General features: G+C 44.9%; 22 protein-coding genes. 14 read left to right on the top strand and 8 right to left on the bottom strand.

What is annotated here, in order from left to right; genetic code table 11:
- The first annotated feature begins 14 nt into the window (after positions 1-14).
- On the top strand, positions 15-344 hold the full coding sequence (gene trxA / locus QZ209_RS06855; RefSeq protein WP_110023540.1) for a thioredoxin: 330 nt from the start codon (positions 15-17) through the stop codon (positions 342-344).
- Positions 345-500: 156 nt separating this feature from the next.
- Entirely contained in the window at positions 501-1439 is a 939-nt protein-coding gene (gene trxB / locus QZ209_RS06850; RefSeq protein ID WP_294346231.1) for a thioredoxin-disulfide reductase, read from the top strand.
- Positions 1440-1453: 14 nt separating this feature from the next.
- Here the strand turns inward: trxB and QZ209_RS06845 are convergent, their stop codons facing one another.
- Positions 1454-2944 (bottom strand): sigma-54 dependent transcriptional regulator, encoded by a 1491-nt coding sequence (locus QZ209_RS06845; protein WP_294346226.1) that lies wholly within the window; start codon positions 2942-2944, stop codon positions 1454-1456.
- Between the two features lie 297 nt (positions 2945-3241).
- Between QZ209_RS06845 and QZ209_RS06840 the strand changes: the two genes are divergently transcribed.
- The gene (locus QZ209_RS06840; protein ID WP_294346223.1) at positions 3242-3460 is read left to right on the top strand and encodes a hypothetical protein; all 219 of its coding nucleotides are present in this window, start codon (positions 3242-3244) and stop codon (positions 3458-3460) included.
- A gap of 43 nt (positions 3461-3503) precedes the next feature.
- Here the strand turns inward: QZ209_RS06840 and QZ209_RS06835 are convergent, their stop codons facing one another.
- From QZ209_RS06835 to trmH, 3 genes are all read right to left on the bottom strand, one after another.
- Positions 3504-4376: a hypothetical protein gene (locus tag QZ209_RS06835; protein WP_294346183.1), complete on the bottom strand. Its 873-nt coding sequence runs from the start codon at positions 4374-4376 to the stop codon at positions 3504-3506.
- Between the two features lie 129 nt (positions 4377-4505).
- On the bottom strand, positions 4506-4871 hold the full coding sequence (locus QZ209_RS06830) for a hypothetical protein (protein WP_294346180.1): 366 nt from the start codon (positions 4869-4871) through the stop codon (positions 4506-4508).
- Positions 4872-4994: 123 nt separating this feature from the next.
- Positions 4995-5645 carry a tRNA (guanosine(18)-2'-O)-methyltransferase TrmH gene (gene trmH / locus QZ209_RS06825; protein WP_294346177.1) on the bottom strand — a complete coding sequence of 217 codons (651 nt, stop codon included), beginning with the start codon at positions 5643-5645 and terminating at the stop codon, positions 4995-4997.
- A 102-nt stretch (positions 5646-5747) separates the two neighbouring features.
- Here trmH and QZ209_RS06820 point away from each other — a divergent pair, with 102 nt between their 5' ends.
- The 6 genes from QZ209_RS06820 to QZ209_RS06795 all read left to right on the top strand — a co-directional run bounded on the left by QZ209_RS06820 (position 5748) and on the right by QZ209_RS06795 (position 13424).
- Entirely contained in the window at positions 5748-6158 is a 411-nt protein-coding gene (locus QZ209_RS06820) for a hypothetical protein (RefSeq protein WP_294346174.1), read from the top strand.
- Positions 6159-6451: 293 nt separating this feature from the next.
- Complete coding sequence (locus QZ209_RS06815; RefSeq protein WP_294346171.1) at positions 6452-7153, top strand: PHP domain-containing protein; 702 nt, start codon at positions 6452-6454, stop codon at positions 7151-7153.
- 30 nt (positions 7154-7183) lie between these two features.
- Positions 7184-8263 carry a metallophosphoesterase gene (locus QZ209_RS06810; RefSeq protein WP_294346169.1) on the top strand — a complete coding sequence of 360 codons (1080 nt, stop codon included), beginning with the start codon at positions 7184-7186 and terminating at the stop codon, positions 8261-8263.
- 260 nt (positions 8264-8523) lie between these two features.
- Positions 8524-9363 carry an SdiA-regulated domain-containing protein gene (locus QZ209_RS06805; RefSeq protein WP_294346167.1) on the top strand — a complete coding sequence of 280 codons (840 nt, stop codon included), beginning with the start codon at positions 8524-8526 and terminating at the stop codon, positions 9361-9363.
- Positions 9364-9470: 107 nt separating this feature from the next.
- Positions 9471-12203 (top strand): BamA/TamA family outer membrane protein, encoded by a 2733-nt coding sequence (locus tag QZ209_RS06800; protein WP_294346165.1) that lies wholly within the window; start codon positions 9471-9473, stop codon positions 12201-12203.
- A 132-nt stretch (positions 12204-12335) separates the two neighbouring features.
- Positions 12336-13424 (top strand): adenylate/guanylate cyclase domain-containing protein, encoded by a 1089-nt coding sequence (locus tag QZ209_RS06795; RefSeq protein ID WP_294346162.1) that lies wholly within the window; start codon positions 12336-12338, stop codon positions 13422-13424.
- Positions 13425-13518: 94 nt separating this feature from the next.
- Here QZ209_RS06795 and QZ209_RS06790 read toward each other — a convergent pair whose 3' ends face one another.
- Entirely contained in the window at positions 13519-14709 is a 1191-nt protein-coding gene (locus tag QZ209_RS06790) for a Pycsar system effector family protein (RefSeq protein ID WP_294346160.1), read from the bottom strand.
- 348 nt (positions 14710-15057) lie between these two features.
- On the opposite strand from QZ209_RS06790, the gene QZ209_RS06785 reads away from it, so the two are divergent.
- Positions 15058-15831, top strand: coding sequence for a phosphatase PAP2 family protein (locus QZ209_RS06785; RefSeq protein WP_294346157.1), 774 nt, complete (start codon positions 15058-15060; stop codon positions 15829-15831).
- A gap of 17 nt (positions 15832-15848) precedes the next feature.
- Here the strand turns inward: QZ209_RS06785 and QZ209_RS06780 are convergent, their stop codons facing one another.
- The 3 genes from QZ209_RS06780 to QZ209_RS06770 all read right to left on the bottom strand — a co-directional run bounded on the left by QZ209_RS06780 (position 15849) and on the right by QZ209_RS06770 (position 18693).
- On the bottom strand, positions 15849-16517 hold the full coding sequence (locus QZ209_RS06780) for an HAD family hydrolase (protein WP_294346153.1): 669 nt from the start codon (positions 16515-16517) through the stop codon (positions 15849-15851).
- Positions 16514-17173 (bottom strand): class I SAM-dependent methyltransferase, encoded by a 660-nt coding sequence (locus QZ209_RS06775; protein ID WP_294346150.1) that lies wholly within the window; start codon positions 17171-17173, stop codon positions 16514-16516. The genes QZ209_RS06780 and QZ209_RS06775 overlap by 4 nt, the downstream gene beginning before the upstream one ends.
- 62 nt (positions 17174-17235) lie before the next feature.
- Positions 17236-18693, bottom strand: coding sequence for an SLC13 family permease (locus tag QZ209_RS06770; protein ID WP_294346147.1), 1458 nt, complete (start codon positions 18691-18693; stop codon positions 17236-17238).
- Between the two features lie 181 nt (positions 18694-18874).
- On the opposite strand from QZ209_RS06770, the gene QZ209_RS06765 reads away from it, so the two are divergent.
- The 4 genes from QZ209_RS06765 (at position 18875) to QZ209_RS06750 (ending at position 21950) form a co-directional block, all read left to right on the top strand.
- A complete protein-coding gene (locus QZ209_RS06765) occupies positions 18875-19720 on the top strand; it encodes a lysophospholipid acyltransferase family protein (RefSeq protein WP_294346144.1) in 846 nt (281 codons plus the stop codon).
- A gap of 9 nt (positions 19721-19729) precedes the next feature.
- Positions 19730-20389 (top strand): GNAT family N-acetyltransferase, encoded by a 660-nt coding sequence (locus tag QZ209_RS06760; RefSeq protein WP_294346141.1) that lies wholly within the window; start codon positions 19730-19732, stop codon positions 20387-20389.
- A gap of 38 nt (positions 20390-20427) precedes the next feature.
- On the top strand, positions 20428-20679 hold the full coding sequence (locus tag QZ209_RS06755) for a hypothetical protein (RefSeq protein WP_294346140.1): 252 nt from the start codon (positions 20428-20430) through the stop codon (positions 20677-20679).
- A 158-nt stretch (positions 20680-20837) separates the two neighbouring features.
- On the top strand, positions 20838-21950 hold the full coding sequence (locus QZ209_RS06750; protein ID WP_294346138.1) for a putative porin: 1113 nt from the start codon (positions 20838-20840) through the stop codon (positions 21948-21950).
- Positions 21951-22011: the final 61 nt, after the last annotated feature.

Raw genomic sequence — 22011 nt, 5'->3', positions numbered from 1 at the left:
AAAACATATATACAATGAGTGGACAATATCTGACTGCTACGGACCAGAATTTTAAATCCGAGATTCTTGACTCTGACAAGGTAGCCCTTGTTGATTTCTGGGCTGCTTGGTGTGGCCCTTGCCAGATGCTCGGCCCTGTGATCGAAGAACTTGCAGGTGAGTTTGAGGGCAAGGCTGTTATATCCAAGCTCAATGTTGACGAAAATCCGAATACCGCAGCACAGTATGGTATCAGAAGCATTCCTACCATGTTGATTTTCAAGAATGGTGAAGTCGTCGACCAAATGGTCGGGGCTATGCCAAAAAACATGATCGCCGAGAAAATCAACGCACAAATTGCCTGATTGTAATATTGAAAACCGGATTTTCCGATCCGGTTTTATCGCTTCGGCACTGCTCATGAAAAAGCTGCTGACTGCTGTTCTTTTGTAAAGATTAGCAGTCAGCAGCTTTTCTCTCATAATCTCTATATCATTTCAAACAACAAGTTACGCAGGAAAATGGAGAAAGAAACCCGAGACGTAGTGATTATCGGAACAGGTCCTGCCGGCCTTACCGCAGCTATATATGCCAGCAGAGCAAACCTCAAGCCCTTGGTGGTTGATGGCGAACAACCTGGTGGACAGCTTATGATTACCTCCGATATTGAAAATTATCCTGGATTCCCTGAAGGGATACGAGGGCCGGAAATGATGGAACGGTTTCGTGAACAAGCAACGAGGTTCGGGGCGGAGTTTATTCACGGCAGCGTCAGCGAAGTTGATTTGTCCAGAAGTCCTTTCTGTATTTATCTCGAAGATGGTGCCCGGGAAATTCTCACCAGAACGCTGATTATCGCGACAGGTGCGAACGCGAAATGGTTGGGGTTGCCTTCTGAAGAAAAATATCGGGGGAGAGGTGTGTCGGCGTGCGCGACATGCGATGGTTTTTTCTTCAAAGATAGTCAAGTGTATGTTATCGGAGGTGGGGATACTGCGATGGAGGAGGCGTTTTTCCTGACCCGCTTTGCCGAAAAGGTGACCGTTGTCCACAGGAGAGAGGAGTTTCGTGCTTCGAGGATCATGAGTTTGAGGGTGGAAAAAAATCCAAAAATCAATCTGGAACTCAATCAGGTTGTTGATGAGATTCTCGGTGATGGACAGAAGGTTACCGGTGTCAGGCTGAAAAACCTCAAAACGGGAGAGTTGAAAGAACATTCCTGCGATGGAGTCTTCGTGGCTATAGGGCATACTCCGAACTCTGAAATTTTCGAGCGTCAACTCGATATTGACGAGTATGGTTATATTGAAACCGCAAAAACGTCTACCGAAACAAATGTTCAGGGGGTTTTTGCCTGTGGAGACGTACAGGATTATACGTACCGTCAGGCAATAACGGCTGCAGGGAGTGGCTGTATGGCAGCGTTGGATGCTGAAAAGTACCTGGAATCAATACGGTAAAGCTTACGCGAGTACTATAAACCTTTCGTTACCGAGAACGAAAGGTTTTTCTCTATTCCGAATTTTTTCAATTTACGATACAGGGAAGAGCGGCTTATACCAAGTATTTCAGCGGTTTTTGTCTGGTTTCCTCCTGCCAGTTCGTAAGCTTTGAGTATTGTCTGAAGCTCGGCATTTTTCAACAACAGTGTGTTTCCTCGCTCGGGCACCGTTGTCTCCGGCAAGGGTTTGTCAGGTGCTCTTTGTTCTTGTGGTCCGGTAAGAGCGGGGATTTCGACATGTGGTTGATCGGATGGCGATCGAGCTGCTCTCTCTTCCTGTGAGTGAGCGTGAGGGAGGAGAGGAACCGAGGTTATTTCATCACCACTGCGATTTATTGCCGCTCTGCGAACGATGTTCTGGAGTTCGCGGATATTGCCCGGCCAGTCATATTTCGAGAGATTTTCGAGGACAGAGGCGCTGAATGAGATCGATTCAATATTGTTTGCAGTACAGAAGCTATCAAGAAAATGATTCGCCAGAAGCGGAACATCTTCTCTGCGATCTCTGAGCGGGGGGATGAAGAGTGGATATTCTTCAAGCCGGTAATACAGATCGGCACGGAAGGTTTTATTTTTTATGGCATCGGAAAAGTTCCTATGTGTTGCTGAAATGAGCCGGAAATCGATACTTTTTTCTTTTTTTTCCCCAACTTTTCTGATTTTTCTTTCCTGGAGAACCCGAAGAACTTTTGCCTGGATGTCAAGGCTCATATCACCGATTTCGTCGAGAAAAATCGTGCCACCATCTGCCTGTTCAAAGAAACCTGTATGGTCACTGTTTGCACCGGTAAAAGAACCTTTCACATGCCCGAAAAGCAGGCTGTCGGCAAGCTCGTTGGTGATCGCTGCGCAGTTTATGGTTACGAAAGGGCCGTTTTTCCGCTTACTTCCGTTATGAATGGCTTGAGCAAAGAGTTCTTTACCCGTTCCGCTTTCCCCGATTACCAGGACGTTGACCTCGGTTTCCATCACCTGCATTGCCTGTTCGATACATCTTTTCAAGGCAGAACTTTCCCCATAGATGCGTCTGAAGATATTTTGCTGTTTCAGCTCCTTTTCAAGAAGCTGAACCTTTTTTTTCAGGCTTGACTCGGAAAGGGCGTTACTGACCGTTATTTCAAGCCGATCGTTTTTTACCGGTTTGGTAAGGTATTCATAAGCTCCCATTTTAATACACTGGACTGCCTGACTGATGTCATCTGAAGCAGTAATCATGATGACTGGCAGAACCATGTCGTTTGCCTTGAGATACGAGAGCACCTCCATTCCGTTTTTCCCCGGCATGTTCAAATCAAGAAGCAGAAGATCGACTTTATCTGAATTCAGGGTGTGAATACAGGCTTCTCCATCATTGGCCGTAAGAGCTTTATAACCCAGCTTTGTAATGACGTGGCTGATCAGTGTCCGCATAACCGAACTGTCGTCGGCAATCAAGACATTGGGTTTTTCTCTTTTTGTATTCATTGGGGGTGAATAAACATGATTGTTGTTGCTATGTGAAATATATCATACAGGTTAGAGTGAAACAAACATGGAGAAAGTATGCTCTTGCTGCTTATTGTGCGTTGGATGCACATTTTGCTGTCTCATTTGTGGGTGTGCGTTTCCGGAACAGTTGTGTTGTTATGGCGCTATCGGCTTGATTTCTTTATCAATCAGACTCATAATAATGGGCGAATTGATGAGCTTGAAGGTTTGGTACGATATTTGCTGAATGGTTGTGAAAGGTTTTTTTGAAACTGTACATAACCGGAGATAGCCATGTTACCTATCGAAAAAGTAAGGGAAATTCATAACAAGCTCGATGCATTACAGAAACTCATCGATAAGATTCAGTCAGATATCAACTCTTTTTCCGGTTTGTTTCCTGAAGATCATCGACGAGTAGAGGAAATACTCGATGCGTTACATGAAGACATTCTTGTTCTTGAAAAAGGTGCAGAAGTGATTACAGGCATTATGGCGGGAAAACAGGAATAGGGAGTGGGGTATTGAATCAGGTTACAATGTATCCAGGAAATTCTTATTGGATATTCAATGTGATTGTGAACAGTTCATTTTTTGTTTCATTGACCAAAAGTAATTTATTGTTATCGGTGAAAACAACTGACTCTATCTGTCCCGCACCTTTCAGACCCACTTTCATTTTTCTGCCCGAGAAAAAATCATCACCAGGAAAGTCGTAAAATATCCAGAGTGATTTGTAGGTGAGCACGACCAGGATTTGTTCATCATCCGATATATCGGCAGCCGTAACGTAACCCTCTATCGGGAAAGAGGTTACACGGGTTAGGTTGTTGACTGTGTTTTTTTCTTTCCTGTCAAGACGGTAGAGGGTTGTGGATGCATCGAACAGTCTTTTGGTAAGCAGGTAGAGTTTCTTTTTGAAAATGAATGCTGCCTCGCAATCATAGATCAGCCTGTCGGGAGAAACGAGTTCCTGGTCAGGATAACGTATACGAATCAAGTCTGCTTTTTCTGAAACATCGCCGTTGAGGTGTGGTTCGGGAATTGTATAAATTTGCAGCTCTTTTCTTCGGCTGTAGTTGTTTCCAACATCACAGATATAGAGATTTCCCGAATGGTCTATCGCCAAGGCTTCCCAGTCCTTGTTTTGAACGCCAGGGATCGAGATGCTTTGGCCCGATACGGAAACTACCTTGCCTTTGGTATTGATTGGTACAATTGCCGGTGGATTTCCCGAATCATTTATTGCCCAGTATACATCTCCGTGTCGTTTGCTTTTTACCAGGCCGGAGATTTCAAGGCCGGCTTTTTTTTCTACATGACTTATTGGGTTGAGAGAAAGAGAGTGGTTGCTGTTTTCCTTGTCGCTGCATCCTGATGCGACAAAGCCGGTGAATATGGAGAAAAGCAGAGCGATTATCGGTGGCATCGGGATCATGAAAAGAAGCTCAGGAAAGACGTTGGATACGGGTTTTCGGTGTTGGTTGTTTCGACAACCTTCGAAAAAATATCATAAACATCGGCCGGAAACAAGCTCTACTCTCTGAGACGGTATATTTCAGCATTCCGTAACCGTTTGTTTTCCCTCACTGCAAATGAAACAACGGTAACTTCCCGGACCTTGTTGGTTACCGAGATGAGCATGCAGTGCCCGGAGCAGCTCATCGATTTCTCGAAGAAGATGCCGGTGTTCAAATGCAAGAGAAATGAGAAAAAGGGGAAAGGTGATGTGCTCCCTTCTCAGCTTTTTCAGAACGTTCCCCATCGCTCTTGTAACATGTGGGAACCAGTGGGTATGTTGCTGCTGTGTTTCAGTTTTGTCCGTATTGTCATCAGTAACTTTATAGTCACAAGAAAAGAAAAAGTCCTCACTGTTTGTCCATTCTATGACTATACGGTAGGGTTTCACTTCTTGCTGTGACATAGGCACAGTGGAAAAGTTGCCGGGCGGGTAAGCGTATTCTTTTTTTTATATACAAAGATTTCCCTTTGCTTGCGAGCGGGGTTTGTTACACTTCGGTGAACTGTCACCGCTAAAGGCTCAGATCTATGTGATTATTTTCCCTTTGCTGTCGAGTTCAGGGTAGGAACGGCCCAGTCGAGTCATTTTGTCGCTGATGACAGGGTAGGAAAGTTCAAAGATGCGCTTTTTCATATATTCAGCAGGAAGCCTCGGATGGTTGTAAAATCCGGCTTCAACTCTCTGACGCTGTGCTTCGAACAGGATGACTGCGGCAGCTACAGAGACATTGAGTGATTCAACCATACCTTGCATGGGAACATAAATGAAATGGTCAGCTTGTGATGCAGCACTCTCCGAGGGTCCGAAAAGCTCAGCACCCATGACGATCGCTGTTGGCTTTGCATAGTCGATGTCTCTGAAATTGACCGCTTCTTCATTATAATGAGCTACAAGTATTTGCATCTTTTGACTTCTAAGGGCTTGATAGGCGGTCTCTATATTTTCATGTAAAACAAGGTTTACCCATTTGTTCGAGCCTCTTGCAGCTTTCTGACGGTTTAGTATGACATCGTTTGATGAGACTGCATGTATGGTTTCGACGCCAACAGCATCACAGCTTCTTATGATTGCCGATAAGTTGTGAGGTTTGTTCACATTATCCATGAGGACAGTAAGGTCAGGCTGCCGTAAAGAAAGGAGCTGTTTGATTTTTGAGAATCGTTCAGGACTGATCAATGTTGGTTTGGTTTTTTGATTTTTCGGATTACGATCAAGATTGTTTGCCGTTAAAAAAGATCGAAACCTTTAATTCATCTTTTTTGAAATAAGTAACCCAACTTGTTCAATATTACGAAGATGAGGGAGTTTCTCAAGTTTTTTCTGGTATTGCTGGTTTTGTTTGCAGGATCGATTTCCATTTTTCTCCATATCCTGAAATCTGGTTTGAACGATTTCATCAAAGAGACTCTAAACAATCCTTTGGAAGCAACGGTCGATTATCAGGAGACGGATATATCTCTATTCAAGGCATATTCTGGTGTGAGCATCACCTTTCGTGACCTCCTGGTTACGACGAAGAGTGCCGAAAGTAGAGATATGTTGACAACGGTAGATCGCTTATCCGTTACTTTTGAAGCGTTGTCGATTTTTTCAGAGGAATTGACGGTTCATTCACTGAGGGGTGAACGGTCGAGGATTACTATCGAAACCGATAGTGCCGGAAACTGCAATTGGGATATTTTGCCATAAGCCACTTCCCGGCAAAATGCTCGTAACACGACCGACTTTGCTTTTTCTGTCCGCGATTTCAAGAAAAAGGATGCAGCCATAACCTTTTATGATAAGACCAATGGGAACAGTGTGCTTGCAGAAGGTCTGAACCATGACATGTCAGAAGAACGCTCGAAAGATCCCAAGTGTTTTTCACAGGGACAGTTTTCAGGAAGTTCACAAGGTTACCGATATACTGCAGAAGTTTATTCCTTACATTTTTGCTTGACAAGAGAGGATTTCATTGGTTAATGACAAGCAGAGAGAGTGCTATGCAATGGCTTTACTGTGATTTTCATATTCATACAACGTGGAGTGACGGCCAATGTTCCCTCGACAGGGTCGTTGAGTTATATGGGACGGCTGGATTTGACGTTATCGCGATTACAGACCATGTGCTCGATAGTAAAAGCATCGTAAACAGTGGAAAAAGAGAATCCGAACTCTGTGCTGTCAGTAGAGAGGGGTTTTCCGATTATCAGCAGGCCTTGTGGGCGGCTGCGAGGCGGGCGTGGGAGAAGTATGCCATGCTGTTGCTACCGGGTATTGAAATAACCAACAATACATCCCGTTATCACATCCTTGCACTCGATATCAAGGACTATATATCTCCAGACCTCGATGTCGATACCATCATTGAAAAAACAAGAGCGCAGCAGGGTATTTCCATTGCATGTCATCCGTATGTGAGAAATCATTCGGGTGAAGAGCCTTCGGTATATCTCTGGAAAAACCATGAAAGGCTTGCGACAAAGTTCGATGCCTGGGAGGTAGCTAATCGTGATGATCTCTTTAATGTTGTTGGTTTGAAAAAGTTTAATTATATCGCTAATTCAGATTTTCACGAAGAACGACATTTGCTTTCCTGGAAAACGCTGCTGAGATGTGAGAAAAACATCGAGGCAGTCAAGGAGGCAATAAGAAACAATGACAGAGTATCCCTTTTTCTTTACAGAGGCGGAAAAATCAAATGATCTACCGTTTTCAAGCGGGCCGAGCCGGGTATGAAGCTGCTTAACAACAATGACAAGCATCCGCATCTCGAACGTCTGCTGAAAAGGTCAAAAAATATTGATCTTGACGGAGAATCGAGGATTCTGATCCTGAGCGACTTGCATATGGGCAACGGGGGGAGACGTGACGAGTTCAGGCACAATGCTCCCCTTGTCGATGCTGTGATGAGCAAGTATTATCTCCCGGAAAAGTATAGTCTCATTCTCAATGGTGATATTGAAGAACTTTTTAAATTTCCTCTCGATGATATCGTTGCTCAATGGCGGCATATTTATCAACTCTTCCTTCGTTTTAACGAAACAGGCTTTTTTTTAAGAACCATTGGCAATCACGATGCTTCGCTCCAGGATGAAAAAGATTACCTTTTGGCGCCTTTTTTGCTCGAATCACTGAAATTGTCCTATCGTGAAGAGAATATTCTGGTTTTTCACGGTCATCAAGCGTCGGTTTTCCTCTGGGAAACATATCCGGTCGTCAGCCGTTCGATAGTCTGGTTTTTACGCTACGTAGCTAAACCGTTCGGTATCAGGAATTTCTCGATCGCTTACAACAGCCGTCGCCGCTTCGCGATTGAAAAATCGATTTATGATTTTTCCAATAACGCGAAAATTGTTTCGGTTATCGGTCATACACATCGACCTCTTTTCGAATCGCTTTCCAAGGTTGATTATCTCAACTATCGGATCGAGGAGCTCTGCCGTGCATTTCCTGCCGCACAAAAGCAAGAACGAGAAATAATAAAAGATAAAATATCGACTCTCAAAGAAGAGCTGGCTGCCTGTTACGAGCAGGGGAAAAGAATCGGCTTGCGGAGCGGGGTATACAATAACCTGACTATACCCAGTGTTTTCAATTCAGGGTGTGCGATTGGCAAAAGGGGAATCACCGCGCTGGAGATAGATCACGAAAAGATACGCCTTGTTTACTGGTATAACGGTAAACAGAGCCGGAAATTTTTAAGTGATCGAGACAGCCGTCCGATACGGCTCGATGGAACAAGTTATTACAGGATTGTGTTAAATGAAGATCACCTTGATTATGTTTTTTCCCGTTTACATCTGTTGGCGTGACGTAAACTTAGGATATCTACAGGGGCCCCAGGATATGTTTCGTAAAATCAAAACCTCTGTTTGACAGGTCAACCAAGAGAATGACTGAAAAGGGTATACAAAAAAATATTATAACTAGGGTTGAGCGCTTGATTTCGCGGATTAATATCTCGAGTGCCAGCTAAACCTGATATCCATACATGAGAAGATTGCAGTTCTTTTTGTTTCTATTCATTTCATTTTCTGTATTTTTTTATGACTCTTTGTCTGCAGAGGAGTCAATGCTTGCGAGGTATGATCTCGATAATCCGGAGAGTCATGTGAAACTCGCTCCGGTGCTGAAAGAAATTTCAGGAATCGCCGTGACCGATGATAATCGATTGTTTGCCCATGATGATGAAAAAGGGACGGTTTTTCAGCTCGATATGAAAAGTGGCAAAATTATCAAGCATTTTTCACTCTTTGAAGAACGCTGGTTCGGACAGGATCCGGTCATGGAAGACTTTGAGGATATTGCAGTTTCAGGCAAACAGTTTTATATGGTATCCAGTGCCGGGGTCATTTATGGGTTTCGAGAGGGAAATGATGGAGAAAAGGTGGATGCTGTCAGGCATGAAACATTTCTGAATGATCTCTACGATGTCGAAGGGCTTTGCTATGATCCGGAGTCAGATGCTTTGTTGCTGGCCTGTAAAGAATACCCGAAAGAGTTTTCATTGCAGCGGCTGGTCTTCGACAAGGAAAATTCAAAGCGTAAAGAGAAGCCGGTTTATTCGTTTTCACTGAAAAGCATGTCGCTTGACAAAACCCCCAGATTTCTTATTGACAGCAAGTTTTTGAAAAAAAAGAGCGCTAAGAAAAAATTCAAACCTTCGGCTATCGAACGGCACCCTCAGTCGAAGACATATTTTGTCCTGGCAGCAAGGGGAAAGCTTCTTGTGGAAATAGATCCCCAAGGGAAGATTATCGATGTCGCCCGTCTTCCGTCAAAAGATCATGCTCAACCGGAAGGCCTTGCTTTTACTGCCGATAACGAAATGCTCATCAGTAACGAAGGTGTTGGTGGGAATGCAACGTTGCTTCGGTACTCGATGCGAAAGCAGCGTCCAGCCATACAGTAAGCCGTTTATTAATTTATTTTTACGAAACCTGTCTATTTCTCGCTCGTACTCATGATTTCAGGCGAATCAGGGAAGGATTCAATATCGGGAAGATTATGAGATTTTCATTGAAAAGATATATTGCGGCGGAATTGGCCATCATCGTGACCTCGTTATGCTGGTTTTCGATTGGCAGTGCACAGCCCAAGAAGATCCCCCAATCTGTTATTGGCGATCGTAAAAGTGTCAAGGTCGTTCCTGGAGAACACTACAGTGCAGGAGCTTTGCACCGTATGCTTCTCGGAGATCATTGGCGTTCGCTCTGGGCTTCTCCGATGAATGTCGAGGTTCTTGACTTACAACGTTTTGCCGGTGGCCTGAAACCGTATAAAAAAGGGGGAGGCTTTCAAACAATCAGCCTTCGTTTCAGGGCTTCTGATGGAAAAGAGTATCGTTTCAGGACAGTTGACAAAGATCCGGCAAGGGGAATGCCGGAAAAGTTACGCGGTACGGTGGTTTCAGCTGTTGTTCAGGATCAGGTGAGTTCATCGAACCCGGCAAGCGCTGTTATTGTTTCTCCTCTGCTCGATAGGGCTGGAATTCTCCATGCTCCTTCCAAGTTTGTCGTTATACCTTATGATCGTGAACATCTCGGGAAGTATTACGAAGAATTTGCCGGTCTCCTCGGCACGATTGAAGAGCATCCTGACGAAAATGACGGTCCGGTAAATGCGTTTGCAGGGGCGGACAAGGTTGTCAAAACCTATACCATGTTTGAGGCGCTTGAAAAAGACAACCGGAACCGGGTGGATGCCGAGGCCTATCTCAAGGCTCGTCTTATCGATCTTTTTATTGGTGACTGGGACAGGCATACCGGCCAGTGGAGATGGGCTGGCTTCAGGGAAAATGGAGGTATTGTTTGGAAGCCGGTACCTAAGGATCGAGACAATGCCTTTTCACGTCAGGATGGTGTGTTTTCATGGGTGTTAACCCAGATTATTCCACGTATAGAGGGTTTCGGTGATGACCTCGATGAGGTTTACTTTCTATCCTGGTCGGGTCGCCCTCTCGATCGTCGTATTTTTTCCGGGTTGTCACAGACCCAATGGAAAAATGTGGCAACCGAACTGCAAGCTCTCTTAACGGATGAGCTTATTACCGACGCTGTACGTCAAATGCCGCCTTCGATGTATGCAGAGGAGGGAGAGAAAATCGAGTATGATCTCAAGGTCAGGCGCGATTTGCTGAAAGATGCGTCGGATGAATTGTATCGAATCTATGCAGAGGATGTCGATATTTACACCAGTGACAAGCCGGAATTTGCAAAGATAGAACGTAAAAGCGACGGTACCGTTGCCGTGAAGATTTACAGAATGCAGGATGATTTGGCGTCCCGTGATGCAGTCCCTTTTTATTCGAGAGTATTCGAGCCGCAGCACACTTCCGAGATCAGGCTGTATCTGGAAGGTGGAAACGATTATGCCGTTATCGATGGTATCCTTGCTGAAGATATCGATGTTCGGGTTATCGGTGGAGAAGGTAAAGACAAAATCATTGACAGGGTGGCGGCTTCAAGAGGCGGTTTCAGCACGAGAGCCGGAAACTATTTTTATGATCAAGGGCCGGAAACAGTGTTCGGCAAAAGCGAATTTACGGCTGTTGATAACAGTGAGATCGACAAACCGATTGACGAACGCGCAAAATATGATTTCAAGACCAGAGATTACGGGCGTGAACTGGACGCGTCGATTGCGAACCTCAGATTGGACTACGCTCCGGAATATGGTGCTTTTCTTGGGTGGGGGGTCGTTCTCGAGGATTATGGGTTTCGCAAGGATCCATACAATTACAATATGGAGCTGAGCGGTGGTGTTGCTTATGATCCGGGATCCGAGTTTCGCTATAAGCTCGAGTACAGGGGGGATTTTCGTTCATTTATCGATGATACGGAACTGCTTCTCGAAATTGGAACCACCGAGCTCGAGGTGATCAATTTTTATGGTTTCGGAAATGAATCGTCCTTTGATACATCTCTGTATGATGAAGATGATTTCGAGATAAAGCAACAGTTGACCTGGATACGTCCGACGCTGCATTTTCCCGCCGACTCCGAATTTCAGTTCAGGACCGGTATGGAGGCAAAATTCGTCGATCTCGAGGTTGATCCGGGTTCACGGCTGGAAACCATGGCACCCTATGGCATCGATGAAGATTTTGTCGGCAGGATTATTGCTGGTTTTCGCTATGACAACCGTGACTGCGGTAAAGGAATCATGCTTTCACCAAGAAAACAACTCGGTAGACTTGCACGTGCAAGGTCTTCGTGTGCTACAGCTGCGTTGAGTGGTATGGTACTGGACGTTGAAGGAGGGTACTATCCGGAGTTTTTTGGAAACAGTAATTCATTTTGGAAAGTGAAGGCCGAAGGGACAGCTTATCTCCCTTTGCCGTCGTTGCCTTATTCGAGGCTTGTTTTGCGGGCAGGAGGGGAAAAAATCTGGGGAGATTTTCCGTTCTACGAAGCAGCGTATATCGGAGGTTCGGAATCGATTCGTGGTTATGACAAACAACGTTTTGCAGGCGATGCTTCTCTCTATGCCAATTCCGAGTTCAGGGTTTACCTGGGTACGTTTAAATTTCTCGTTCCCGTTATGTTCGGGCCCCTCGCTTTTATAGAAACAGGGCGGGTTTTTTACGATGGTGGAGATTCCGACAGATGGCATACCGGATATGGTGGTGGACTTTGGTTTGGCTTTATCGAGCCGCGTTATGCTTTGAGCATCGCCGTTGGCAGGGGTGTTGACAGTGCGAGGCTAACCGATGATATCGGAATATACGTGAGAACCGGATTCAGTTTTTAAGTAATTCTCCTGGCAAGTGGTTTGTTATAATTCTACCTTGTTTTTGATCCGCATTCCCCCCTGAGGAATTCCTCAGGGGGGACGTTTGTTTTGGCTCTGGGCACGAGTTGTCCAACTACATGATTTTTTATTATGCGAACACCTCTGAAGATATCCAGAAATCTGAAAAGTATAGGGCGGATCATCTTCGGTTTCATGATGGCGCTTTATATTTATCTGGCTTTTTTAAAGGCACTTAGCCATACATGCGAAGAGTTTGTATACTCTAACGACTACTTTGTTTTTGTCCTTTTCACCGCTGTTGGATTTGTTGTGGGTGCCGTTGTTGCTGTATCGGATGTTTTTTTTCTTTCCAGGATTACCAGTAACCTCAATTTTCTTCTGACTCTTTTTGTCAGAACGGTATTCTATGTCATTATCGCATTGATGGTATTAGTGTTTTTTGTGATTTGGGAAGAATATCAATTACTTGGCGGGACAAACGTTTTTTCTTCTGAAAGATGCCTCAGAACATTTTTTTTCGGGGAGTTTTTTGTGCTGATTTTGTACTTGACCATAGTCGGAATCGTAATAAATTCTTTTCGGCTCGTTGTCCAGAGAGTGGGAGAAAAAAATTTCTGGAATGTCGTTGTGGGAAGGTATCATACTCCTCATGAGGAGGAAAGGGTTTTCATGTTTCTTGATCTGTACAGTTCGACCGCCCTTGCCGAAAGCATGGGGCACGAACGTTACCACAATCTTCTTTATGATGTTTTTAATGATATTGCCGAACCGATTACAACATATGGTGGTGAAGTCTATCAGTACGTTGGCGACAGCGTTGTTATTACCTGGAGAATTCAGGATGGCACAAAACGGCTCAACTGCATTCGCTGCTTTTTTGATATCTTGAAACGTATTGATAAACGGGCCGGGGAGTACGAAAGGCGTTATCAGCACGTTCCGCATTTGAAAGCAGGTTTACATGCAGGCAAGGTAATGGCGGGTGAGGTCGGTGTGGAAAAGAGGGAAATTGTTTTTCACGGAGATACGGTCAATACAGCCGCAAGGATTCAGGAAGAGTGTGTTGCAATGGGTGAGCAGATTCTTCTGTCGGAAGAGCTTCTTTTTCTTTTTCCTGCAAGACAGCTGAAGAAATTCGCTACACGTTTTAAAGGAATCATTTCTCTCAAGGGCAGAATATCGCAAATCGCTCTCTATACCATCAGCGAAGTGGAGTAAGCCCTTGCCGCATCTGTTTTTTTGTGCTTCATGTCGTGCGTCATATGTTCGTATCGTTCTGTACAACCGATGATAAGTACTGTTTCGTGTGCGTTCAGTTGGTGAATGCGTAAGCATAAAGACTGATTGAAATAATCAGGCCAACCATGAAAATTTCATAGGAAAGTTTGAGATACTTGTATTTTTTATCGAGGACTTTCCCGAGATAATAGGTATCACGTATCATGTTGGTAATATAGTACGGTTTATCCTTCAGCATCTCTTTGACTCCCCATTCGTATTGATCGAGATCGAGATTGACAAAAGATCCGAAAAACAACAGATTCGCTTTTCTGTTCTTGATATCTTCTATGGTTGTTTCATGTCGTGTCACTTTCGGGCGTGTGGCGAGCACGGATGTGATAATTGTTGCAACGCAGGTGAAAAGCATCAGAAAAGTCGGTATGATGAGATCGGGAAGCTGATCGAGTTTGCGGACAAGAAGAGAAATGATGATTGAAAAAATAAGTGAATTTGTCTGGATCATAATGTTTGCTTTCTGATCCACGATAGCGCTGAAACTCACATGATTTCTGGAAGATGTCCGGTAATACACTTCCATATTTCGTTCGACGCCCCTGTTTTTTGTTGCATTTTCCTTGTTTTTCTTTTTGGCTTCTTTCTTCTGTTGCTTTCGGAGTTGTTCTTTATGTTGTTCATGTTTCAGCAAAACAAGGTTTTCCTCTTTTTTGCCCTTGAGACTTTCTTGTGCAAATGCAGTGAAAAAGCTGTGTTGGAGAAAAAAATCGATATTGAGCTGAAGCCATTCACTATCGGAAAAGGGCAAACCTCTATTATTTTCGAGTTCGATTCTGAGAAGCTCGCTTTTCTTCTTATAGTGGTCTGAGCCAAGGTTTGCAAGATCGGCATCACAGACAATCTCCTGAAGCTGATTCGAGGGAGACTGTGGGATTTTTGTCGCATGAATACAACCCTTGATGATTTCTATCGTTTCCTTGTCAACGCCTTTCTCGACAAGAAAACTTTCGGCGATTTCAGCACTTTTTTCTTCATGTTCAATAGCGGATTCTATATAACCGACATCATGAAACCAACATGCAATCATGACAAGCAGAACGGACCGTTCGGGCAGGCCTGTTCCTCGCGCAATCTCCCGTCCGACTGCGACGGTCTCTTTAGTGTGTGTTAAATCGTGATAAACGCCTGTGTTACGCTTTCCGCTTTCTTCGAAACGCTGTGAAACATAAGCTGATACTTTTTCGAGAAGTGTGTTATTGACAGTCATTGCGCTATATTGACGGTACTGTTGACAGTATGGTATCTTCCTCTATTAACTTTTTGTTCAGCGACATGATTCCATTTTACGATGACACGATGGAATCGCAAAAATCTGACCCTTTTATCAGGAGCCTGGTTTCTTCGTTCTCAATGTAACTGTGTGCTGTCTCGAATGTGCAATCGATCACGACTGTTAACCGAGGTACCTGTATAAGAATTTAGGGACTACTTTCGAATAAAATCAAAGGGATTTTTTGTTATAGGGACTGTAATGAATGTTATGAGCTGTTTGTCGAGACTTTCCTGTTGTTTCACGGTAATGTTTTTTTTGCTCTGCACATCGTTTTTTCTCGGTATGTCGTCAGCCGAAGCCGAAAACCGTTCGACAGGCGAAATACTCGAAGATGATGTCGCTCGTTTCACTCATGATTTCAGGGATATCTTTTCTTCCCCTGTACATTTTGACGGCAGTGATTGGATGACGGTTTTTGCGGTTGCTGGTGCAGCAACTGCCTCCATGGTATTGGCCGATGACCCTGTTCGGGAGTATATGCTCGGCAATCGTTCCGGCTTTATGGATGATTTGGTTTCTGTCGGTGATTACTATGGAAAACTTACTACCGGTTACTACCTGGGGTCGACTCTCTACGTCGCCGGTATTGTCAGTGATGATGAATGGGTTCGCTACACAGGAAGGGCTGTACTGGAAGCACACACATTTTCGTTGCTTATCACGGGAATTCTGAAAGCGGTTACAGGACGGTCAAGGCCTTACCTCTTTGAGGGAAACGAACGGTTCGGCTGGTTTGAAAAAGAGAACAGCAGGTGGTCTTTTCCTTCGGGCCATGCAACTGCGGCATTTGCAATGTCATCGGCATTGAGCAGAAGAATCGATAGGCCTTGGGCAACAGCGGGTCTTTACGTTTTGTCAGGTATTACCGTACTGGATCGGATATATGACGATAAGCACTGGCTTTCCGATACCATAATCGGAGCTGCGATAGGTACGGCTGTTGGACTTGCTGTGGGAGAAATGATCAATGAGGAAGAAGCCAAACGAAAAAAGGGCGGTTTGGAGTCTTTGAACGAGCGTCCGGTCGAGCTTGTCCACTTCTCGATGAGTTTTTAGAGAGGGGGGGGGGCTCCTTACGTGTCGTTTCCGGAAAGAACACTGATTATTGCCTGGGGTTTTTCGACTAACAATTTCGCACCGCTTTCGAGTAACTCTTCTTTTGTTCTAAAGCCCCAGAGCACACCCAGGGGAAACATTCCGGCAGCGTTCGCAGTCAACATGTCTACATTACTGTCTCCTACGTAAAGAATTTCCGACGGATCGGTTTCCATTTCCTTCGCCATCAAAAGAGCTCCTTGCGGGTCCGGTTTGTGATTGATTCCGGGATGATGCCCCGTAACACAATCGAAATTCCAGCGGGAGAGCAACGTTTCGACGCATAGCTTTGTGAACTTGTCCGATTTGTTTGAAAGTACACCCTTTTTGATCGAAGTAGTATCCAGCCAGTCAAGCAGTTCACTGATTCCGGGGTACGGACGGGTATTGTTTTTCCAGGTTACTGCATAATGTGCCAGCATTTCCTGCATAAGCCTATCGAGAAGTTCGCGCTGATTTTGCAGATCGGATGGAAGAGCTCTTCTCACCAGTTCACTCATGCCGTACCCGACGAGGTATCGGAACCGCTCGACATCGTGTGTTGGATAGCCGTTCTTTGCAAGTACGCTGTTGAGTGTATCTGCAAGGTCTTTAAGGGAGTCGAGAAGTGTACCGTCAAGGTCGAAAATAACTGCTTTGAAGTTCATTGTTCTTTACTCTTTCGTGCAACGACCAAAAAAACAGTATACGTTTTTTCGATATTTACACGGTTGATTTTTGTCAGTGCTGCAGCAGTTGAGAAAGAAATATCGGTGAACCCGTGCTGTAACAACTGTGTTTTAAACAGGCTTCTCCTGAATCCGTGATGGACTTTTTCGTTACCGTCGTTATGAAAATAACCGTCTTCTTCATCAAGGTCGGCAACAGCCAGATAACCACCCGGTAAAAGCAGCGAATAGAGTTTGTACAATACCCCGTTGACGTTTGCAATATGATGAAAAGTCATGTTGCTGAAAATGAGGTGGTACTCTTTTTTCTGTTCAGGTACGTGAGGAAAGGTAAAGATATCGGAAACAACCGGTTGTATGTTGGAAATGCGCCGGCTACGGATTTTTTTGTTCAGTTCATCAATCATCCCTTCCGACGTGTCGAGGGCGGTCAACGAGGTTATCATGGAGGAAACAGGGCATGATAGCAGCCCGGTTCCACAACCTATTTCCAAGGCATTCCAGTCTGCCTGAAAAGGAAGGCGTTTTTCCATCGATTGCATTACATGCCGGGCAAGGTTCACTCGCCGTGGATTTACATCCCATGTTTCAGCGGCGGCATTGAAATGGGGGCGGTTGTCTGGGTTCTGTATCAAAAGAGAGTTCTGCTTACTCTTGCAATATGCCAAGCAAAAGAAGGTAATAAAAAAAAAATCCGTTACAGAAAATATAAGAGTATCAGAAAGTTGATGGTTATCAGAAAAGCGGCAATGAGGTTCATGAGAAAACCGAGTAGAAGTAAGGTCTTGATGGATACATTTTCAAGTCCACCGAATGCAAGAGCATTGACAGGTGTGGCGATGGGGCTCATAAAGGCACCTGAAGCCGCAACCGTGACAAGCAAAAGCAAAAGAAGTTGTTCAGAGTGAAAGAGTGGTTGCATGGCGACAATCGCCGGGGTGACGACAAGCAAAACTGTGGTGTTATTGAGTATCTCTGTGGCGAAAATGGTTGACAGGGCGGTAACAGCATAGAGGATGGCCGGGTTGTTGGAGAAAGAGGTCGCCCAGGCGCTGTATTTTTTCAGTACGGTAAAAAGCCATCCGTCAATATTCTGAGTTGATGGATTGTCTCCAACTGATATGACAAGCAGTAACAATAGAGCTGTAAAGGTCATCAGAAGGATACCGAACCAGGGGATTTCAAGCATAATACGGTTGATCGATAGTACGGAATTGAAGTTGTGTATGGATAGAGATCCGAAGCTTTCTCCAAAAAGCGGTTTCCAAAAAAAATTGAGCATCCGCAACAGAAATGTGTCGAGCATGGTGTAAGCATTTCCTAATGGGACCTTGACTCTTTTTTCAAGCTGCTCCAGTGTTTTGCTGACAAAGATGAGGGGAAACGCCGCTAGAAACAGGAGTAGAAACGTGAGATTCTTCAGGACATTTCTTGGCGTACGGGCTTTGCGGGGAAAGATGAACGCAAAAAAAAGAATGGTCCCAAGATATCCGGTAAACAAAAGATCAATGATGTTCATCCCTGCTACCAGAGGATCAGGTGAGAAAAGAAACTGGGCAGCGCTGAGAAGGAAGATAACGGTGATATTGCCGACAAAGAAGATAAGCGGTTTTTTCGGCAAGAGAGAACCCATCCTGTGCGGTGTCGGTAAAACCGATGGTTCAAGGTTTGATGGGGTATGCGCCAGGAGAAGCCATCTTCCGGCAAGGACGAGCGTGAACGAAGCCGGAACGCCGACCATTATCCATGTAAAAAAAGTGATATGCTCCGCTCCGGGAAACGCTTGAAAATTTGCGAAGCTGACTGCGGCAACATTCAGTGGACTTCCTGTCAGAGAGGCCATTCCTCCTGTATTCGCTCCGAAAATCAATGCACAATAGAAAAGGGCTGCGAGTGTCTTGTGATTTTTCACGTTTCCGAAAATAGCCATCAGTTTTCGTACTACGGGCAGCAAGGCAAGAACGACAACCGTATTGGAAAAGAAGATCGACAAACTGTAGGAGAGAAATAATGTTGCCGTTAGGAGCCCGCCTGTTGTAGTGCGCGAGTGACCGAGAAAGTAAGTGGCGAGTTTGACATGGGTTCTGGCTGCAATCAGTATCTGTGAGAGTAAAAACCCGATTGTCAGGATGATTATGTTTTGTAACCAGCTCATGCGAAGACCGTCTTGGGGATGGTTCGGTGATTTCTTTCTGACGCGTACACTTCAATGTATGGTTAGGGGAATATGCCAAATCGCTCGTGCCATGAGTTTACACAATATTTACCGAACCGTAACTATTCGGCAACATTCTTTTGAGTATCTCTTTAGGTAAGCACAACAAAAGAGATCCTTCATGAAAAGCATTTTCAGAATGAGCTATTTGCGCGAAAATCTCTTCGGCAAGCTCCCGTTTCTGAAACCGGTCGAATCAATGATTTTGAGGTTTTTCATGATTCCAACTCTTCTTTTTGTTCGCGTACAGGGCCTTGAACACATAAGGAATAGGCGTGGGCCTATGATTTTTGCATTCAACCACAATAATTCAATTGAAACGATTCTGGTCCCGGCTTTTCTTGTTTATCACAGTGGTGGACAAAAGATCAGCTTTGTCATCGACTGGATGTTCGGGAAAATACCATTGATAGAGCAGCTTTTCGAGCAAACAGATCCGGTTTACGTTTATCACAAACGTTCTACTCTCAGGTTTCTTGAATCCCAAAGGCCTAAAGCGGTACGACCCGCTGACGTTGTTTCGGTTTGTTGTGAAAAACTCGGTGATGGCAAACGTATCGGTATTTTCCCCGAAGGAAAACGAAATAAAGATCCTTTCAGGCTTCTGCAAGCAAAGCCGGGTATTGGGCATATCGCTCTTCGGTCGCAAGCCCCTGTCGTTCCGGTAGGAATCAATTGTGTATCAGGGGGAAAGAATAAAAAAGTTCGCTCGTTAGGCAAAATTTCTCTCAACATAGGTGAACCTTTGCGTTTCGATGACCTTGCGAAAGCTTACCGCCAAGCGGACTCTTCCGACTTTTCACCATTGCCTGCAGACCGTGAGCGGCATATGCTTGCCCGAGCTGTGACAAACAGGGTGATGTCCGTAATAGCAGGATTGTGCGGTAAAGAGTACCCTTTTTCGGCACTTGCGGTACAATCACGATATACAGCAACAGTGATTCAAAAAATAGCAACCATACCATAAGGAGGTCATATGTCCTGTATAACGGTTGAAAGGGTGTTGTCCAACGAAGCACGCAGGGATGCTGTTCAAATTATCGAGCAGGTGTTCAAAAAGGAAAAAAAGTGGATCCGTAAAGCACAGGAACAAATGCCCAAAGCCCTCGAGGAAACCGGCACGTACTCATGGTTTCTTGCGAAAGTTGACGGTCGGCCGGCAGGAGTGCTGAGATTAATGTATGATCCGCCTCTCGAACTGCCTAAGGAGTATGATGTCAGGTTGCTTCCCGGTGTCGATATCGAGAAAATGAAGCAGGAGGGTCGTTATGTGGAAATCGGCCGCTTTATGATCAGAAGCGAGTTCCGAAAAAACCCGAGAATTGCTCTCCGCCTGATGCGCACGGCTACAAAAGAGGTCATTGAAAGAGACTATACTCATTTTATTACGGATGTATTCGAGGGAGAACCAAACTCTCCGCTTAATTTTCATACAAGGGTTCTTGGATTCGAAGTTATCGGCAAACACCTGTTTGGTGATCTGAACTGCAGCTCTACCCGTATCATTCTCACTCTTGACATCGTGAACGTGTACCGCAGAATTCGAAATAGCCGAAGCAGGGTATACAAAGAACTCACCGAAGGCATACGGGGAATTCTTGACCGAAAGCTCTCGGCTGCCGGATCGCGAATGTAAACAACTCTTCAGAGTTTTAGGTAAAAGCGAGGTGATCTATGTTGAAACTTGAGGAACTGAGGGACGCGATCAAGGGAGAGATTTTTGTCCAGGAAGATATGGCGAAACACGATATCAAAAAGGTTGAAGGTGTTGCCGATATTCTGGTCAAACCTGCAGGGAAAAAGGATCTCGCAAAAGTTCTTCAACTACTCAAGAAGTCCCGTTTTCCTTATGTCGTAATCAACAAGAAAGGTAGAGTGATTTTTCCTGACGAACGATATCATGGTGTTGTTATCGTAACGGATTGATATGCCGGATTTTGCAGACAAAGGCATTGTAACGATATCGTTTCATACCTGTAACAGTTCCTTAACACAATGAGTTGTAGATTATCCCCCGACGAGGGCAAAAGCAGCAAATGCCCATGTTCCTTGTAGCAAAACCAGAAAACATAATCTGTTTTATCATGAAAAAATTTATTGCGCTTTTTGCTTTTCTGCTCGTTTCGGGATGGAGCACCGCTCATGCAGTCGATTGGAACTGGAAAGGTGACATTCGTTATCGATACGAGTCGAAACTGGATGAATCCAAAGACGAAGACAACAGCAGGGACCGTCATCGTCTCCGCGTTCGTCTGGGAGTATTTCCTTGGATCACCGAAGAACTGAGTGCTGGTGTCCAGCTTTCATCCGGTTCCGATGATCCGGTTTCACGAAATCAGACACTCGGTGACGGATTCGCTCCGAAAGATATAAGGCTTAACCAGGCATTCATCGACTATCATCCGATGTTCCTCGATGGTCAAGCAAATTTCATCTTCGGTAAAAGGGAAGTCAAGCAGACGCTCATACGCGTCAACGACCTCGTCTGGGACAGTGATCTGACCCTCGAAGGTATGACGTTGCATTACGGTAAGGACGGCAAGAAGCAGCGCCAGGGTTTGAACGCCGTAGCTGGTTATTACTTCATCGACGAGATCAAAACGGGTAAGCCATTTGATGAAGAAGATCCATATTTCTGGGCAGCTCAGCTCGCATATACCGGTCAGGCCGGAGACCTCGGTTTCATGCTTGGGGCCGGTTACTATGATTATGTCAACATCGAAGGTATGGCTGAAGGCATTTTAGGGGATTGGGCTGACAGTTTCTATGGTAATTCCCATAACGGCGTGTATCATTTCGACTATGATATTCTCGAGATCTTTGGTAATGTCGGAGGTAAATTCGGTGGCGGTCTTCCTTGGAATGCTTATGGCCAGTACGTTATGAACGTTGCTGACGATGTGGATGAAGATGACAAGGGATATCTTGTCGGCTTCAAGTTGGGTAAAGCAAAAAAAGTCGGTCAGTGGGAGATCGATGCCAACTATACCTATCTCGAGAAAGATGCTGTTCTCGGGGCATACACGGATTCCGATCGCTTTGGCGGCGGTACAGACGGTCAGGGTTTCGAGGTTGGTGCTAAATACCATCTTGTTCAGAACATGACTCTTGGCCTGAAGTATCTCGGCCATGAAAAGAGAATCGACAGTGAAGATGATGTTCATATTCTGCAGGCTGACATGGTCGTTAAGTTCTGATGGACGAACAATTGTGCCTTGATTTGTGTTGCTGTTCTTTCTTCGTTAGGTGAGCTGCAAT

Source organism: Prosthecochloris sp., from assembly GCA_015482705.2.
GTDB lineage: Bacteria > Bacteroidota > Chlorobiia > Chlorobiales > Chlorobiaceae > Prosthecochloris.
This window is presented reverse-complemented; position numbering and strand designations above follow the sequence as displayed.